16 protein-coding genes and 1 pseudogene are annotated in these 17,113 nt (G+C 42.4%); 7 read left to right on the forward strand and 10 right to left on the reverse strand.

Annotated elements, in window-relative coordinates; all coding sequences use genetic code 11:
• Positions 1–904: 904 nt before the first annotated feature.
• The 9 genes from FPZ49_RS29065 to FPZ49_RS29100 all read right to left on the reverse strand — a co-directional run bounded on the left by FPZ49_RS29065 (position 905) and on the right by FPZ49_RS29100 (position 9,859).
• A complete protein-coding gene (locus FPZ49_RS29065; protein WP_144853870.1) occupies positions 905–1,120 on the reverse strand; it encodes a hypothetical protein in 216 nt (71 codons plus the stop codon).
• A 1,288-nt stretch (positions 1,121–2,408) separates the two neighbouring features.
• Entirely contained in the window at positions 2,409–3,128 is a 720-nt protein-coding gene (locus FPZ49_RS29070) for a hypothetical protein (RefSeq protein ID WP_144853872.1), read from the reverse strand.
• A 66-nt stretch (positions 3,129–3,194) separates the two neighbouring features.
• Complete coding sequence (locus tag FPZ49_RS29075) at positions 3,195–3,617, reverse strand: universal stress protein (protein ID WP_144853874.1); 423 nt, start codon at positions 3,615–3,617, stop codon at positions 3,195–3,197.
• A gap of 46 nt (positions 3,618–3,663) precedes the next feature.
• On the reverse strand, positions 3,664–4,842 hold the full coding sequence (locus FPZ49_RS29080; RefSeq protein WP_144853876.1) for an MFS transporter: 1,179 nt from the start codon (positions 4,840–4,842) through the stop codon (positions 3,664–3,666).
• Between the two features lie 651 nt (positions 4,843–5,493).
• A complete protein-coding gene (locus FPZ49_RS29085; RefSeq protein WP_144853878.1) occupies positions 5,494–6,192 on the reverse strand; it encodes an SDR family oxidoreductase in 699 nt (232 codons plus the stop codon).
• 498 nt (positions 6,193–6,690) lie between these two features.
• A complete protein-coding gene (locus FPZ49_RS36125; RefSeq protein WP_186446165.1) occupies positions 6,691–6,849 on the reverse strand; it encodes a hypothetical protein in 159 nt (52 codons plus the stop codon).
• A gap of 50 nt (positions 6,850–6,899) precedes the next feature.
• The gene (locus FPZ49_RS29090) at positions 6,900–7,424 is read right to left on the reverse strand and encodes a phosphoenolpyruvate carboxykinase (ATP) (RefSeq protein WP_144853880.1); all 525 of its coding nucleotides are present in this window, start codon (positions 7,422–7,424) and stop codon (positions 6,900–6,902) included.
• A gap of 72 nt (positions 7,425–7,496) precedes the next feature.
• A complete protein-coding gene (gene deoC / locus FPZ49_RS29095; protein ID WP_144853882.1) occupies positions 7,497–8,162 on the reverse strand; it encodes a deoxyribose-phosphate aldolase in 666 nt (221 codons plus the stop codon).
• Between the two features lie 512 nt (positions 8,163–8,674).
• A complete protein-coding gene (locus tag FPZ49_RS29100; protein ID WP_261381677.1) occupies positions 8,675–9,859 on the reverse strand; it encodes a benzoate/H(+) symporter BenE family transporter in 1,185 nt (394 codons plus the stop codon).
• A 236-nt stretch (positions 9,860–10,095) separates the two neighbouring features.
• On the opposite strand from FPZ49_RS29100, the gene FPZ49_RS37320 reads away from it, so the two are divergent.
• The 6 genes from FPZ49_RS37320 (at position 10,096) to FPZ49_RS29125 (ending at position 15,835) form a co-directional block, all read left to right on the forward strand.
• Positions 10,096–11,025: an aminotransferase-like domain-containing protein gene (locus FPZ49_RS37320; protein ID WP_315899211.1), complete on the forward strand. Its 930-nt coding sequence runs from the start codon at positions 10,096–10,098 to the stop codon at positions 11,023–11,025.
• The gene (locus FPZ49_RS37325) at positions 11,006–11,530 is read left to right on the forward strand and encodes an aminotransferase class I/II-fold pyridoxal phosphate-dependent enzyme (protein ID WP_315899212.1); all 525 of its coding nucleotides are present in this window, start codon (positions 11,006–11,008) and stop codon (positions 11,528–11,530) included. Before FPZ49_RS37320 ends, FPZ49_RS37325 begins: the two co-directional genes overlap by 20 nt.
• Before the next feature lie 97 nt (positions 11,531–11,627).
• Complete coding sequence (locus tag FPZ49_RS29110; protein WP_144853884.1) at positions 11,628–11,846, forward strand: hypothetical protein; 219 nt, start codon at positions 11,628–11,630, stop codon at positions 11,844–11,846.
• A 342-nt stretch (positions 11,847–12,188) separates the two neighbouring features.
• A complete protein-coding gene (locus FPZ49_RS29115) occupies positions 12,189–13,655 on the forward strand; it encodes a spore germination protein (RefSeq protein ID WP_144853885.1) in 1,467 nt (488 codons plus the stop codon).
• Positions 13,648–14,751 (forward strand): Ger(x)C family spore germination protein, encoded by a 1,104-nt coding sequence (locus tag FPZ49_RS29120; RefSeq protein WP_144853887.1) that lies wholly within the window; start codon positions 13,648–13,650, stop codon positions 14,749–14,751. Before FPZ49_RS29115 ends, FPZ49_RS29120 begins: the two co-directional genes overlap by 8 nt.
• Positions 14,735–15,835 (forward strand): GerAB/ArcD/ProY family transporter, encoded by a 1,101-nt coding sequence (locus tag FPZ49_RS29125; protein ID WP_186446166.1) that lies wholly within the window; start codon positions 14,735–14,737, stop codon positions 15,833–15,835. The genes FPZ49_RS29120 and FPZ49_RS29125 overlap by 17 nt, the downstream gene beginning before the upstream one ends.
• 143 nt (positions 15,836–15,978) lie before the next feature.
• Here FPZ49_RS29125 and FPZ49_RS29130 read toward each other — a convergent pair whose 3' ends face one another.
• Positions 15,979–16,590: a hypothetical protein gene (locus FPZ49_RS29130; protein ID WP_144853891.1), complete on the reverse strand. Its 612-nt coding sequence runs from the start codon at positions 16,588–16,590 to the stop codon at positions 15,979–15,981.
• Positions 16,591–16,787: 197 nt separating this feature from the next.
• On the opposite strand from FPZ49_RS29130, the pseudogene FPZ49_RS36130 reads away from it, so the two are divergent.
• Positions 16,788–17,113, forward strand: a pseudogene (locus tag FPZ49_RS36130) (hypothetical protein); the annotation flags it as partial.

Genomic DNA, 17,113 nt, shown 5'->3' on the forward strand with positions numbered 1-17,113 from the left:
GGACCATCTATTTCGATTATCCCACTGGATCTTCCTCTATCTCGTTCGGTGGCCATCTTTTCCTTCGAGGGACGTTATATCTCGCCGGCAGCCGATATTTTTATGCGTTATGCAGAAAAGTATTTAGGTACGGATATTCCATGAGGGGATAGACTCGCACTCTCATCAATACTCCCGCACTTTCCCCAACAAGTTTTTTATGGTAGGTTTCACCTTAATGGTCATAACGGCGAAAAAGGCGAGGAGCTACATCGGCAGCTCCCTTTTTAGTTGCTATACTATTACGCTATTGTTTCCGTTAGAGTTGTAAACTTCCGTGGCATTGCTCTTGGTCCATTGGAGTTTAGGCGAGTCGGGTTTCAAATCTTTCTCTCGTTGGCTCAGTGACTTGTTAACCTCGTATTAGTTAAGTGAGGTAAACGTCGGTATGGAGCCCACAGGTTCATTGTCCCATACAAGTCCAAAATCTCCAGCAATTATTACGAAGTCATCTTTACTTAAATCTCTATTTATGGGAAATCGCTCTCTTGGGATTCTATTTAGCAATATCTATATACCTAGTTACGTACAACGTAATTCACTTCCTTGGAGTAATCCAAATAACAAACAGTTTATTCTCCACACATCACGGGTTACTTTATTTATAACTAAACTCCCGTTACTTCAATGAAAATGGGAGCAGCGCCGCGGCAGTCTGCTCCCATTTTCGGGTTGAACTATCTCGTATCCGTTAACGTAATGTAGCTATCGTCAGTCGTTTCACGGCAGCTTCGTATTGACATTGATTTAATCGGAGCTTATGTCCTCATATCCCCAAAATTCTAAAAGCCGCTTATTTCCTGTAATATCATCCTCAGTTAAACGGTCCAATTTTAACTTGGCAAGTAGAACGAGATGCTTACGATCAGTATGTGAATTCTTTGTATATCTCCTGGTTCTTCTTATGGAATAGATGGATTAGATCCGTTAATTCGAAATACGGCAAAGATCCTGATTTCCATTCCAAAAAAGATTGATACAAGGTTTCCAAAGCTTCTTCAGTTACCAATTTGTGATACTCGTCAATAATTTCACGTTCTTGCTGTTGTTTTTGTTGTTTAGGAGTTAATTTGCTATCCAAGTTTCTTTTCACCTATTTTTATTGAATGTATGTAGCCTCTAGACTGCCTAATTCAACTAGCGTATCCGATAGCTCAATGACGAAGAGGAATTACTACATCCTCTCCCCACGATCTCTGACATATCTTTAGTATACTTTTGATATGTCTTGTCGGGAATGAGATAATGTTCTTGTCAAAATCGGGAATGGGATCAAGTTCTTGTCATTGAAATTTGACAAGAACTTGATCCCATAAACAAAAAAGCCGCAATTTAGGGACTGTTGACAAAGGGCAATTCATCTTTGATCTGGAATTAAAAACGCTGATGATCCACTATATATTGTAGTGAATCATCAGCGTTTTAATTAGCCGAGGACATTGTCAACGGTCCCATTTATGCGGCAATTAATGAGATCAAGTTCTTGTCACCCGACAGTTCGCGTCTCTTTACTGTTCCGGATGTTCAAACGGGCGAGACGATAAGTCATGCGCGGCGATTGCTCTCAGGTTGTTGAAGAAATCGTCCTTTCCAATCAGGCGGGGTTGGATGTATTTAGGGTCAGCGAGCATCATCGTAAGGAATACAGATTCCGCTACTGACGCTGTGCTGGTGGCATCAGGCCATGACCAAGATGATACAGCACTCCCTTTTCGCTGGAATCAAGGTTCAAACCGGTGTCCGGCGACACAAACATAGAATAGGTGTTTTGAAATCCCCGTCCCTGTGACCGGGAAGGTCATGAAAGTTTTATTTGAAAGTGCATATGTTTGTGTCGCGAAGCCACGACACAAACATATGCGCATAATCGTGAATGAAATTGACGTCGGGTTAAAAGACTGTATCTCATTCCCGACGGGTCTCTGTGAAGCAAAAAGAGAAAAGATATAAGAAATCGTAGCTGGCCTAATGAATTAAGCTAACGCGCAGGATTACGCAACTTGTTGAATTTAGGTATTTGTTCCAGTACGGACATTCCAAATGGGAGGTAATCATGAAGAAGAACGAAATTCTTAAACTGCTAGTAACTTCCGGCCTTGAAGCATACAAAGACCAATTCGATACCTTATCTTGATCCAGCCGGCTACGTTCAAATCGGAGCCTTCGAATTCTGGCTGGATTTCGCCATAAATCATTGAACTGCCAAGTCAGATTAAGTCGACGGGTCCAGTTTTGTCATACAATATATTAGCATTATTCCCATGACCTCGGGAAAAGCCCTTTTATTTTTTATCCGTTATGTGGATAATCCCTTCGTCGAATTGGACGTCCATAAGGATCCGAGTGTCCTATAACCAAGCGTAATGAGTTTAACGGAACCGGAAGTTGCTGAGATCAATCGAGACTAGCAGCAGATCCTTAACTGGCTCCAGATTGGGTCCACGCAGATATGCGCGGCGTTTTGTCGGGAAACGAAGCCCTTCGATCTCAATGAAGTCGTAGACATATTGCGCCGCTGGAAAGCCACCTGAAACATCGACATGGTAGTCGTGCCTGCGTAGTAGTAAATCATCGCCAAAGTAGAAGTCTTGCTCCTTGCTATGACTGGGGACGTGTTCGGGAAAGCGCACACGCAAACCGTGCCAGAACTCGTTGCCCTCTTGCAATGGGGGGATTTCGCTGACCTCGAATCCTGGCATGACCATAAAAAAAGGCGTTGTCAGGTATGTCCACATTGCGTACCCGTTGAAATATGCTCGATGAAGCGGGTCCCACGGTGTGTTCATCGTATGGTTAGTAAACAAGGTCCTAGGATCGTATTTCTCGCGGACGGTTTCCCCAGAGAGGGTCTCAATCGCGATACGATCGGGCGTAAAGGCAGTACGCCAACCCGGTTGACCAAAGGGAGTAACAGATGCGATTTCCGAATGTAGCGCGACTGTCATCTCACGAGGATCGGAATCTTGTACGAGCCCTTTCATTGCCCATAAACCGCCACCGGTGACGATCGTGGCAGTCAGTGAACTAAACTTTTCCCACCGGTCAATTCCGCCGTGCGCGTCAATAATTTTCGCCAATAGGTTGTTCATATTCTCCTCCTTAAGTTGAAAAATGATTCGATAATGAAAAATGAGTTTTAATAAATCACCTTCTATTTACTTTACAATCATTACAGCACAATGAGCGTGCTGGACCACTTTATGGCTTACACTTCCCACGAATATCTCTGAGAAGAGGCTAAGTCCCCTACTACCCATTACGATAAGGTCGTAATCTCCTTCTTTTGCCTTCTTGCATATCATCTCTGCAGGATCTCCAATATGGTATTCGGTTTCATATTGTATAAATGACACTGAAAGGACCTGTGCGGATTCTTCTAATATTCTCCTAGCTTCCTCTTCTTGCAATTGTTCAAGATCCACCCCGTACGCAACTGTATCGATATCATTCCTAGGAATGATATGAAGTAGCGTAATGCGGGCATTTATCCCGGCATTTTGCGCTAGCCATTGCGCCGATTTCAAAGCATGTTTGGAATGTTCCGAACCGTCAACTGGAACCAAAAAACGTTCATACATGTTGTTATTTTCCTTTCTATCAATCCATGATTTTATTTCAGAATTGTTACTGTGATGTAGATTTAGAATAATAACGATTAAATCTGACTGAATAAATCAACACATAGATAACGATTAGCGCAGCAAACAAGTTTAGAAAAATCAACGAGATGTTCAAACTAAAGAATTGAGTCAGCACTCCGACGCCAACAGGGGGAACAATGAATCCGGAGTAAGCACACAAATAAAATGCCGAAATGACTCGCGGACGTTCTTCCGGCTTCGGCAACTGGCTGGCAAACCTTAAAGAAACTTGAAACGTCCATCCCGCGCCAATTGCTTGAATGAATATACCGGCCCAGAGCAAAAATAAATTCGCTGTTTGACCAGAAAAAACAATAACCCACGATCCAATGGCAAGAAACAGGATTCCTATACGCATCCGTGTAACGGGATTGTGCGGCCAAGGAAAGAACTGCATCAAGGCCCCCCCGCCTAGAAGCAGCAATATTAACAACCCGGAAATAGAGAGATTGGCGGTGTGGATGACGTTTTTGGTAAAAGAAGGAATAAGAGAAAACACAATTCCGAGTAACGTGAAAACAGTAAAGATCGGAAGTCCGATAAAAGACCAAAAATGAGAACTAATATTATCGGGAACACCGAGAGAAATCTTAGTTTTAGCCGACTTCTGGGCTTTGGAATCTTCGTGCTTTGGTAATATTTCCAGAAATACCAAGGAACTCAATAACATGACGAGCAGAAACCAATACGGCAAACGAAGCGGTTGAAAATGCAAATATTGCACGACTATACCTGCAATGGCTGGGCCCAGGCCAAAACCAATGTTAACCGTTACTCCTGATAACTTGATTGCCGTGCTCACTTTATCGTGAGAGGTTTGTTTTAATAAAAAAGCGCTGGCAGTACCTGTAAAAGCGCCATAGGCGATGCCTTCCAAAATCCTTGCCGCATAGAGCATCCAAACGTTGAAACTCCCTATAAAGAGCAACGTTGATGCGATTGAAATCCATATACTGAAGCGAAGAACACGTTTTAATCCCCAGATGCTTCCTCTGGCTCCCACGACAAGCAAGGTCGGCAGCAGGATAGCGGCATAAACGGCAAACAAAATGGTGATTTCCAGACTGCTCAGCCGAAAATGCTCCCCATATAAAGGGAATAATGAAGAAATAAACGTAGCTCCGCAGGACATCATAAGAACAACCCAAAGCATTCTTTTCATTTCAGTAATTCCTACTTTCTCATGTTTTTCTACTTACTTGTTGATAAGTATGGTTCATATATAAACCGCCTTTTAACTTCTAAATAAGACGGTTTATTTGATTTAGAACTTGGGATGATACATCCTTTCCCAATGTGCGTTTATATTGCAATGCACCTTTTATACATGACAGTATGGTATATGCTAATGATTCAACATCTTCATTATACCCTTCTGTAAGAATATTAAAGTACGGCTGAAAAAATAGCCCCTAGCCGTACTTTGTCAACAGCCCCATATAAGCGGCATATACTGAGATAATGTTCTTGTCACTTGACAATGATCTAGTGTTGTCTTGGCTATCTAACAACCGATACTATAATACACTACTTATTTCCTTTAATTCTTGAACTACTGCAACCGGCTTATCAAGTAGCAGCGCCGCGTCGGTCTGCTCCCTGTTTTGATTGAACTATCTCGTACCCGTTAGCGTAGCGAGGCTGCCGATTATATATTCATAATCTTCAAATAATTAAAGACGGACAATTGCCGGCTGAAGCAGCTCATGCTCGTTCGCGACAAATGTTGCGATTAAAAGATGGGAGATGTTAATTCCATCGTAAGGTAATTCGATAGCACTTTCCAGTAGCCTGCCCGTTATCGGGCGATTAGTTAAAATAACTGGGGATAAACGCCTTTCACTCCGCCAGCGAGGTTTTGCTGCACCTTTCGGCTCAAATCATCGGCCACAATCTCATAGCTGTCTGCTTCAATGCCGCGAATCGCAATCTTTGCAATATCCGCAGGATTGGATTTTGGCGCTTGAATGCCCGCTGTCATATCAGTGTCCATGTACCCTACATGCAGGCCGCTGACACGAATGTTCTTCGGAGCCAGTACCTGGCGCAAAGCATTCGTCATACTCCATTCAGCCGATTTGGCGGCTGCATAGGCGCCAGCACCGTCAAAGGAGACCCAGGATAGAACCGAGAGAATATTCAGGATCGCTCCGCCGCTGTTTTTCTCAATTACCGGAGCAAAGGCCCGGATCATCGATAACGTGCCGAAATAGTGAGTGTCCATCTCCATACGAATTAGATCCAGTTCGCCATTCAGGAGACTTGCCCCAGTGTAAGAGCCCGCATTATTGATCAATATAGTAACGTCATTAGCAAGCTCAGCGGCTGCAGCGACCGACTTCTCGTTTGTAATGTCCAGCAGCAGTGGAATGGCTCCTGGTAGATCAATGGTTTCCGGATTTCTCGCACCGGCATATACCTTGGCTCCTCTAGCAAGAAGCTCTTGGGCAAGATGACGGCCAAGGCCACGATTAGCGCCAGTGACAAGTACAATTTGTTTTGAAATTTCCATGAGAAGTTCCACCTTTCGGTTATACTATTAATCGCACATTCAAGAACATTCATTCTTTAAATATCAAAATAAATGATACGGAATGCCATCATCGAAAGAGTATATTCATTGCTCTTACAGAAGAAAGTATACGAAATTTAAGAACGTTTAGTCAACTATAATTTATTCAACAATGGAAACGGCCTGTTCTTTTACGTACCAATCCCATAAACAAACGGATCAGCGCGCACCCCGCTCGTCTTCCCCCGATCGGCCATCCATGGATATCCTGGATCACGTTATGTAAACGACCGTAGCGAAAGTCCGCCATATGGGCTGTTTCTTTTTGTTCAATGTGATCTATTAAAGTTAAGTTCGTCTTGTCGGCATCAATGACTTACCAGGAAATACCTCTCTTTACGTGGTCGCTCAGTACAAAAGTACCCATTAGTGCAAAAGTCACTTAAATATCGAGATCAACATATACAAAAACCCTACAGCAACAAAGCAAACAATAAATTAATAAAAAAACCTTAACCATCTTGGCATCGCACTGAGGTCAGCCTTTTTGTTTGGCATTCCAATAATCTTCTGATAGTGGTCCATTGCACTATTGAATGAATCAACAACTGTAGGGGGTTCATCCTTTTGTGTATTGCTTTTTTCGCTCTCGCTCATTGCAATACACCTCCACTTAATTAGACGTCTTTCCCTGCGATATGTTTAGCTCAATGACATAGAGAAGTTTTACGTCCCCTCTCAATCCCCAAAGACGTTCCCATAAAACATTCCCATAAAACAAAAAGCCGCGATTTGCGCGGCCAATAATGAGATAATGTTCTTGTCACCCGACAAGTCATACATTGTTCGGCGACACAAACATATGCGGTTTTGCCTTTATTAGAGTCTCTAAGGTCATACCAAGCGTACTCATTAACAATGCGAATAGGTAATCGGTACCCCGGATCGGTACCCGCAAACCCGTCAAATATGAACAACTCTTTTGCATCCATATATCGCTGGGCCTTCTGATAGAGCCGTTCAAACCGTGAACTCGAAATAGGATTGACTGTTCCCCAATCGATATCATGCGTTACTAATGTGTCCTCTACGATATATTTATCTGAACGGCCTGTATATTTGCCGGTCAAAACCCTTAATGCTCCGGATGAAGCGAGTGCTCCTTCCTTTCTTTTCAGAGATATTTCAACTAGTCTGGAATCAGACAGGTTTGTGGTGAGCTCTTCCAGCATCCTTTGTCTGATGTGTGTGTATCTCCATAAAAATACGCCCCTTCCCTCTATTGAATTTCAGCCTTTCAGATCTTAATATAGAGCCGCGGAATGGCCCCCTTCAATGATTTTCACACCGGAGCTTGCTCCGATCCGTGAAGCGCCCGCTTCGATCATCTTCTTCATGTCGTCTAGACTGCATACTCCACCAGAAGCTTTCACACCGACATGAGGACCGACTGTTTTACGCATTAATGCGACATCCTCCGGCGTAGCACCGCCCGTAGAAAACCCCGTGGAAGTTTTGATGAAATCAGCCCCTGCTTTGACGGCCAACTCACATGCACGCACCTTTTCCTCTTCGGTTAATAGACATGCTTCAATAATGACCTTTATGAGTGCTTTATTCGAAGCTGCCTCGACGACCGCTCTAATATCGTTCTCAACGAATTCATTATCCCCATCTTTCAATGCACCTAGATTAATAACCATGTCTACTTCGGTAGCTCCATTTGCAATCGCGTCTTTCGCTTCAAGCGCTTTTACTACCGATGTTGTGGCTCCGAGCGGAAACCCGATCACCGTGCAAACTTTTACCTCAGTCCCTATGAGCTGCTCGGCCGAATAGGCGACCCAGGTAGGATTCACACAAACCGAAGCGAATTTGTATTTTTTCGCCTCTTCAGTCATCTTCGTAATTTCCGCTTTTGTAGCATCTGCCCGCAGCAGTGTGTGATCAATTATGTTCGCTATATTCATATCGTTCTCTCCTTTTTCCTAATTCGCTCATTGAGTTACTCGATATCATTTTTTATTAAATACGCTACTCCTCCAGTTAGTACACCGGCTCCTCCAAACATAGCTAGCGTTAGTATTATGATATAAATTGCATCGCGCATATCTTCGACTCCTTTCTTATTTCATTAGAACAATATTTTCATTACCAAGCATAAAGTTGATTAGAAAGTAAAAGAATCCTGAAAAGGTTGATAGAAAGAATAAAATGGTTAACGTAAGAAGTCCATCAAATTTTTGCTGGTACTTGTTGTTAGAATCTTTCATCCTTATGGTCCCCTTTCATATATTCAATAAATACTTTATTGAGGCACGTTTGCGTTACAATCTTATAACTTTACGATTGGGAAGTACCCGTCCATTGTTATAAATTTTATACAGACCAATTTCACTGTTTTGTAACATAGGAACGGCTATCTCTATTTCAAGTCCCTTTGTTAACCATCGGAGAATGAAAAAGCAAACCATCTTGGCTCCTATGGTGCCTCGACGGTTTGCTTTTTCAATTTTGTCTTTCGCGGCTGTTTTTTTTTTGGAGGTATGCTTTCTCCTAATATTTTTGCTGAAATGCCGCCAATTAATAATGACCATACAGGAGCTGAGATTCCAATAAAAGGAGCATTAGCAGCTGCAATAAGAAATGAGAATAAACTAGAGTACCGATAAGACGAATCTGCAAAAGCAGATCGTAAACTGCTTAAAAGAACTCCTAAAAGCGTAAAACCAGAAATTAAGCTTATAAACGCTGTTGGTAACCATTTAATCAATACAACAGCTTTCCAAGCAACCAACCCGAATATTGCGACTAGAGCACCAGAATATATGGCAGCCCAGTAGCGACGATTTTTTGCTCCCGCTTCCTCGCTGCTGCACAGCGCCGTCATCATGCCTCCGACATTTACTGCATGCCCACCAAACAATGCAGCAACCATTGTTACAAAGCCTGTCCATATAAGCGTATGATTTACCGGCGGTTTAAACCCATGCTTTTGTAATGCCGTTAAACCGACGGCAATGTCATTGCTTAATACGAGCACAGCTACCGGAATCGTTATTGAAAAAAATGCATGCATCGAAAATATGGGAGTAACCATTTGGGGGAAGCTAAAAGATGCTTGGTTTATGACTGGAAAATCGTATCCTATAAAAAGTCCCACGATTCCGAAAATAAGAACTCCCAATAAAGGCGGAACCCAACTTGAAATTTTGGGAGTGATGAAAAATCCCAGTACCGCCATTCCACCAATAAGCGGAATTTCTTTAAATGCAGGCACGATTTCAATCACATATTTTAAAACTAGACCGGCGAGCATCGCGTCAATAAGCTGTTTGGGGATTAGTTCAAGAATCCTATTGAATAAACCTGAAAAACCGAAAAGGGCTATCAGCAATCCAGACATGATATAACATCCTGCCAACTCATTTAACGAAAACTGGGCCATTCCAGTGGTTAAAAACGCAGCTGCCGTTATCGAATGCGCTCCCCCGAAAGGAATCTTATAAAATATTGACAACCCAAGATTTAAAATTCCGCCTAAAAAATAAACAGCAAAAAACCACGAAATGAGCTCAGATTGGCTAAATCCAGCTTTGTCGGCTCCGTAGATGAGCATGATCGCCCCACCTGTGCATGCCATTAGAGCTGACATGATGCCGGCCAAAAGAGTCTTTATATTATTCAGCAGAATATCCCCCTTTCATCACATAACTGATGCTTACCTAATCATAAAACGATTGTATCCGATAAAACATACCATGAAACCGTCCATTTGGTATCTTTTTTAGCATGCCATTATGTTTTAGAAAAGTTCATTTCTTTCCCCTTCGTTTAGCATGAAATATGTTATGATTCCGAATAATATCAATAGAGTAGTTATGCAGGTGGTGGAGTACAACAATGTGGAAACCCGATCGTCAAAGTAAAAAACCTTTATATCAACAAATTGCTGAGTATGTCGAACGAAGAATTCGGCTGGGGGAATATCCTCCAGGCTCAAAACTTCCATCGGAGCGTAAATTAGCTGACGAGCTCCACGTCAATCGCAGTACCGTTATGCAGGCATACGAGGAACTCAGGGCAGTTGGCCTTATTGAAAGCAGTGTTGGTTTTGGCACCAAAGTGATCGGAGATAAATGGGGTTATCAACCGAGACACGCACCCAATTGGCGCATTTATGAAGAAAGCGGTCCTTTTTTACCTAACGTGCCGTTTATCCGGAGGGTACGCGAGGAAATTCGTAAAAATCCAACTATTATTGATTTTGCGAGCGGCGAATTATCAAACGACTTATTCCCTAATTATTTTTTTAAAAAAGTATGGCATGAAAACCCATACGAAGGTCATCTAGGATATGATGACCCTCAAGGCTTTATGGAACTGCGGGAAACTTTAGTGGATTTTTTGCAAAAGCATCATCGTATCCATGCCACCGCTTCCTCCATCTTAATTACTTCCGGTTCACAGCAGTCTTTATTTTTAATCACTCAATGCCTACTTAGTCCCGGTGATGCCGTTGCCATCGAGGATCCGTCCTATTGCTATTCTTTACCCATGTTTCAATCGGCCGGTTTGCGGATCTTCCCTTTACCCGTAAGTTCTAGTGGTATAAATCCAGATGATATACTTACCCTTCACCGTCAACATCGGATCAAGATGATTTTTCTTAATCCCAATTATCAAAATCCTACAGGTACAGTTCTTGAGACCAATCGCCGAGATAAAATATTAGAAATCACGGCGGAATTGGGTATTCCGATTGTAGAAGACGATCCATTTAGCCTTACTGCGTTTAAAGAGTCCCCCCCCGGTGCCGTTAAAAGCTTATGATACAATGGGAAACGTGATTTATATTGGTTCCTTATCGAAAACTGCAGCATCAGGCTTTCGTATTGGATGGATGACCGCACCTCAATCAGTAGTAACCAGACTTGCGGATGCTAGACAGCAAATGGATTTCGGACTAAGTGTGGTTCCTCAGTGGATTGCTGCTAAATTTCTAGGAACAAGCGCTTATTTCGATGAACATCTTCTTGCATTACGAGAAGAATTGGGTAAAAAGCGCGATCTGCTCATACATGCCATTGAATCGGAATTAGCTGGGCAACTGGAATACGCTATACCTAATGGCGGGTTAAATTTGTGGTGTAAAATTACCCGTACCATTGAAGATCATGAACTGCTTGAAAAGGCAATTCGTCGAGGAATTGTTTTTGTGCCCGGTACGGTTTACGGATCTACCCATAATTACGTTCGTTTCTCCTACGCTCGGCCTAGCAGGGAGTCAATTTCTGCGGGAATATCCATTTTTGCGGATGTTCTAAAAAGCTTGTAAGTAAAATTGGACGGTATAACTTTGGTGTAAATGGCTGGTTACTTCGATTCTTTCTGCTGATATTATATTGTCATGCTAAGTCAAGGAGCTGAATCTTATGTCGTTGTATATATACTATATTATTTTTGCCATCATATTAATTGGCGGGGCCATTGCCACTATGGCGATTGGATTTTCGGCCAAAAACAGAGAAGGAAACCCAGACTACGACAAAAAAACAAAAAGCATATTTACTGGACTTTCCCTTTATTATGCGATTTCCATTCCATTAGGATTTATAGCTTTAGTTGTCTATATTGTAAAGTATGTCATGTAGAATTTTTTCACCCTCGGATCTCGAGGGTTTATTTATTTTAAATTGAAAAAGGGTCTTATCGCCCGATGTTTATTTGTACAACATTTCGCGTTTTCCAAAATCATCGTTCGTTATAGTTGCTTCAACAGCTAATCCTCAAGGTATAATATGTCACTTATCGCGACATCTACACATACCCGCACCCCGGTATCACCATCTTCCCTCTCTGAATTCCTGAAAAGTAACGGAAGTCCTGGTAATCCGGTATGAAGATACTATGGTAAGTTACTGAAGCTTGGAGAATATTTTTCCTTTTTAGCTTGCATAATAAGTGTAAAGTTTTAACAAGGCGGTATACTAAAAATGGAAAATATACACGTGGCTTTAAAAGAAACTTTAAAGTCGGATGATTTTATTCAGTCAGCAATGACCATCCATCATACGCTTATTCATTTGTCGTATTACAATTCCGTTGTAAATCATGAAATGCTTCATCGTGATTTATTAACCATGATTCAGCTTTCAAAAGTTGAAATCCATGATTTGAATACTTTAAAAAATTTGATTTCTATTGATGGAATCAAATTGTCGTCAAACCTGGAAGAGATCTCGCTTAGTTTGAATAAGGGTTTTATCTATGTTCAATTGGACTCCAATCTAAATGAAGGCTTATTAGTTAATGTTGCTGATATGGAAAAGGGCTATCGATCAAATAACTTATCCGAGAGCGAGTTTAGCGTTATCGGTCCGAGTGTAGCCTTCATCGAGGATCTCGATACCAATCTGAATTTACTGCGAAAGGAAATGATATCGGATAAGCTGGTATTTGAGGAACAAATCAAAGGCTCTCTATCTAAAACAAGAGTCGTTATTGTATATCTCGACGGGATCACCAATCCGCAGCATCTAAACACCGTAAGACAAAGACTCATGGATTTGGACTTTGACGTGATCTTTGATAGCTCTACACTATCCCAGATCATTGCAGACAACGGCAATACAATTTTCCCTTTATTTATGTCAACTGAACGTGTGGATCGGGTTAAATATAGCCTTCTGAGCGGGCATGTGGCTGTTTTAAGCAGCGGGTCTCCTTATGTAATATCAGGTCCCACCACCTTGTTTGATTTCTTCTACTCGCCGGAGGACTTTTATTTGCCATGGATTTTGGGTTCATTTGTTAGAATCATCCGTTATGTGGGGGTGGTATTTTCCGTCTTTGCTTCATCCATTTATGTTTCGGTCATGACTTTTCATCACTCCATTGTTCCACAATCAATATTAGGTCCGATTATCGAATCCAGAGCGAATGTGCCCTTCCAGCCTTTTTTGGAAGTACTCCTTATGGAGATAACGGTTGAGCTGTTACGTGAAGCTGGTGCCAGACTGCCGTCAAAAGTCGGTCAAACGCTAGGGATCGTGGGCGGTGTCGTAATCGGGCAAGCAGCGGTTCAAGCCGGTTTGACGAGCACTATCTTAATTATTATTGTTTCGCTTTCCGCGTTGGCTTCCTTTGCAACACCGATTTTCAAAATGGCAAACACGATACGATTTCTCAGATTTCCGATCATCGGATTATCGGCCATATGGGGCGGTTTAGGCATTACGATCGGCATCTTGTTTCTATTGGGTCATTTGCTGCGTTTGAAATCTTTTGGTACGCCTTACATCATTCCGGTATTCCCTTTTCGTTACAAAGGTTTTAGAGAAGCCATACGCCTCAATTATAGCCAAACTTGGGTTAGAGCTCCTTATTTACGTCCGCTCTTTGCTAGAAGATATACGGTTCGAAAGCACAAAGATATCGGAGACGATTTCAACAATGAATAATTTTGTCGCAAAGGAATCAGCATCAATGAAAATGGTTGTATCATTTCTTCTCGCGAGCCTCCTTTTATCCGGATGTGTAAAAAATGAAATTATCGATCGGATAAAAATTTTGCAAAGCCTCGGTATAGACATCCAAGGAGATACAATTAAGTCCAGCGGCTCTTTCGCTTCATATGAGAAGAATGAACGATCGCAGTTATTAACCGCTGAAGCACAATCATTTAACGGGGCAGTGAATTCCCTTAATGCTAAATCGGATGAGCTAGTTGTAATCGGACAATTGAGGACATTTGTCATTAGTGAAAAGTATGCAAGAAAAAGCATTCAAGAGCTTGCCAGCAATCTTCTTCGAGGTCCTCTAGTCAGCAATCGTGCTTATGTTATCATAACGAAACAAGAGATAAGCTCGATTTTGTCCGAAAACGTAAAAATGCCTCCTTTCTATTTATCGGATCTAATCAAACAGAACATAGAAAACGCGAATACACCATTGTCCAATGCCCATCTGTTGCTTGATCACTATTATGGAGAGGGTCAAGATGTGTATTTACCTGTATTGGATAAAGACGAAAGCGGTGTTCTTCACATGGATGGCGTCGGTATATTCAAGGAAGATAAGTTACATTTATTTCTATCCGATAAAGAAGCATTGTTCCTAAAAATCCTCAAAGACACGAAAACGATGACCGGCTCCTGTGAGATTATGACGAAACAAAAGGAAACCATTAATTTGAAAATATTGCATGGAAAACATAACATCATGCTTGAGCAGAAAGACACCGCAGTCATTTCCTTAAAACTAATTATCGAACTTAAAGATCTACCGAAAACAAAAAGTTCAATGGACAAGAGCGATTTACTTGAACTTAAGCAACAAATCGAACATCATTTTGCAAGCGAAATTAGTGCATTGTTGAAAAAATTTCAAATGAACGCAGTAGATCCCATTGGCTTTGGTGAGATATATAGAAGCAAAGATAGAAATTGGAACGAGCGGGAATTTAAGACTAAAACATACCCAAACATCAAATTTGAAGTAAAACCGGAGATCATTATTTCGCAATCGGGAGTTGGCATCGGTGCAGAACAGCGTTAAGGAGAATAATTTGATTTCAGGATTTTTCGTGTTTTTCTTACTCAACGCATCTCAAACTGGCGTTGGAGGAATAGCTGCTGAAAATAGAATTTATAAGGACTCGGGTAATGATGCTTGGATCTCGGTTCTCATCATGGGTTTAAGCTTACATTTGATTATTTGGATGATTTTTAAGATGCTGGGCAATCCCGCCAAAGACGTCATTGATCTGCATCAAATGATCTTCGGACGTTTCTTGGGCAATGCCGTTTCGCTGCTTATGATCGGGTATTACTTCATTTCAGCTTTGTATGTCTTCAGAATTTACATTGATGTTTTGCAGTCATGGATATTTCCAACCCTTACAACTTGGGAATTTACAGTCGTACTTCTTTGCTTAATGTATTATCTCGTATCGGGAGGCTTCAGGGTTTTAACCGGACTTGCTTTTTTCGCTGTTGGAACCTCTGTGTTAGTATATCTCCTCATTTATTACCCGATTAGATTTGGAAATATATCTCATCTGATGCCGGTTAATCATCATTCCGCTGCTGATTTGCTCAAATCATCTAAAATTTCTTATGGCATGTTTATTGGATTTGAAGCGCTGCTCGTTTACTTCCCTTTCATAAAATCAGCTGAAAAAAATGCAAGATGGGCTCACTTAGGCTTGCTGCTCAATACGCTTCAATTCACTGCAACCATCGTTAGCACCCTGATGTATTTTAGTCAAGGTCTGCTAAAAAACACGCTCTATCAAACCATAGTGGTTACCAAGATTATTGAGTTCCAATTCTTAGAGAGATTTGAGTATGTATTTATTTTTAGTTGGCTTATCATTATTATTCCGTCGCTTTGCCTCTCCATCTGGAGCTGTATAAGAATAATAAAAAGAGTAACGCATATCAAACCACGTATCTCGTTGGCTTTGATTCTGCTGACTTTCTTCATTGTAGTCGTTCAATTCAACGATCGTGTAAAGGTCAATGAGTTAAGCTCATTCGTTGCCGAAATTGGATTTTATTTCGTGTTCGCCTATATCCCACTGCTGTTTATTCTTTACTTGATCCGCAGTATGAAAAAAGCTAAATTGAATACAGCTTGATTGGAGCTATTCCTTAAACATTTTCAAGTGAATTCAATCAATTATATCTTACCCACAGCGCGTGATCCCACAGCAATGAACAGCAATGAAGTAGACGACCAGCAGCTCGTATCCATACCGATTGCCCGCCCGATATCCCCCTCCTATGCGCAAGGCCGGAACGCTGCGCGGAGCTCCTGGGAGAACAGCATCGGCACTTGCCATGCAGCTAAGTGTCCTCCCATGGCGGCGACCCGGTTGTAATAGAACAGCTTCGGGTACGCTTCCTTCGTCCAACTAAGCGGAGCCTGATAGAGCTCGTCGGGAAAGACGCTAATGGCGACCGGGATATTAATTGACCCCTTTGACCGAGAAGAACGGGAGCTTGTTCTCCCAATAGAAGCCGCAAAGACAGGCGTGTTTGTCAGCCAGTATAGCGTGATGTTATCGAGGAAATCATCTCGCGAAATGCCCCCGGGTTGACCGAAGAAAGCTCCTGAAATGAGATCCATGCTTTTCGCATTATGGTCGAGATTGAATGCCGCGAGTCCCGTCGGCGAATCTGCAAGCCCGGTTAAAGTTTGCGGGCGCCTCCCCATGATCGCGGAGTAACCGACATGCTGATAGAAGAAATCCATCTGCTTCCAGGCGTTATTCTGTTCTTGCGTTAAATCGGAGGGCATCGGTTCCCCATTAATGATCGCCGTTTCGTAGGCGGGAGGCACCGTGCCGGGCATGTTGCTGTGAATGGCGAACAACCCTGGAACCTGTTGCACCCCCATTCATGTCCGAGACTAGCGCGCCCCAATCGCCCCCTTGGGCCGCGTATTTCGTATAGCCTAGCCGGTTCATCAGCACTGCCCAGGCTCGTGCAATGATTTTTAACGCTCTTAAGTACGTCCACCCTACTCCGTATCAACCATCAGAGCCGGCATCCAACCAAGATATTCCAAGGAATGGAAGCAGCCAACCGATGATCCCAGTCGGTGCACAAACGAATCATGTAGGCCAAACCTTCTATGAGAATACCCAATACGGATTCCGTTTCAAGCTGCCAGACAGTTGGAAAGACTACACGATCGTATCGGACAAATGGGATGGTCTTTCCGTAGGGGATGCGCAGGGCGATAAGGTCGTAGAAAGCGGCGTGAAACTCAGCATCCGCCATCCCGAATTGACCGCTGAACAGCCTAGACAGGATATCCCTATTCTCGTTTTCACTGTTGACCAATGGAATGAGCTCCAACAGGATAAATTCCATATCGGCGCAGCGCCAATCGGCCCAAGCGAACTGACGCG

It is taken from the genome of Paenibacillus cremeus (assembly GCF_007786445.1).
Lineage (GTDB): Bacteria > Bacillota > Bacilli > Paenibacillales > NBRC-103111 > Paenibacillus_G > Paenibacillus_G cremeus.

Coding starts and splice junctions, on each gene's coding strand:
- FPZ49_RS29070 (WP_144853872.1), bottom strand. CDS start 3,128: ATGAACAACCTATTGGCGAAAATTATTGACGCGCACGGCGGAATTGAC.
- FPZ49_RS29075 (WP_144853874.1), bottom strand. CDS start 3,617: ATGTATGAACGTTTTTTGGTTCCAGTTGACGGTTCGGAACATTCCAAA.
- FPZ49_RS29080 (WP_144853876.1), bottom strand. CDS start 4,842: ATGAAAAGAATGCTTTGGGTTGTTCTTATGATGTCCTGCGGAGCTACG.
- FPZ49_RS29085 (WP_144853878.1), bottom strand. CDS start 6,192: ATGGAAATTTCAAAACAAATTGTACTTGTCACTGGCGCTAATCGTGGC.
- FPZ49_RS36125 (WP_186446165.1), bottom strand. CDS start 6,849: ATGAGCGAGAGCGAAAAAAGCAATACACAAAAGGATGAACCCCCTACA.
- FPZ49_RS29090 (WP_144853880.1), bottom strand. CDS start 7,424: ATGCTGGAAGAGCTCACCACAAACCTGTCTGATTCCAGACTAGTTGAA.
- deoC (WP_144853882.1), bottom strand. CDS start 8,162: ATGAATATAGCGAACATAATTGATCACACACTGCTGCGGGCAGATGCT.
- FPZ49_RS37320 (WP_315899211.1), top strand. CDS start 10,096: ATGTGGAAACCCGATCGTCAAAGTAAAAAACCTTTATATCAACAAATT.
- FPZ49_RS29110 (WP_144853884.1), top strand. CDS start 11,628: ATGTCGTTGTATATATACTATATTATTTTTGCCATCATATTAATTGGC.
- FPZ49_RS29115 (WP_144853885.1), top strand. CDS start 12,189: ATGGAAAATATACACGTGGCTTTAAAAGAAACTTTAAAGTCGGATGAT.
- FPZ49_RS29120 (WP_144853887.1), top strand. CDS start 13,648: ATGAATAATTTTGTCGCAAAGGAATCAGCATCAATGAAAATGGTTGTA.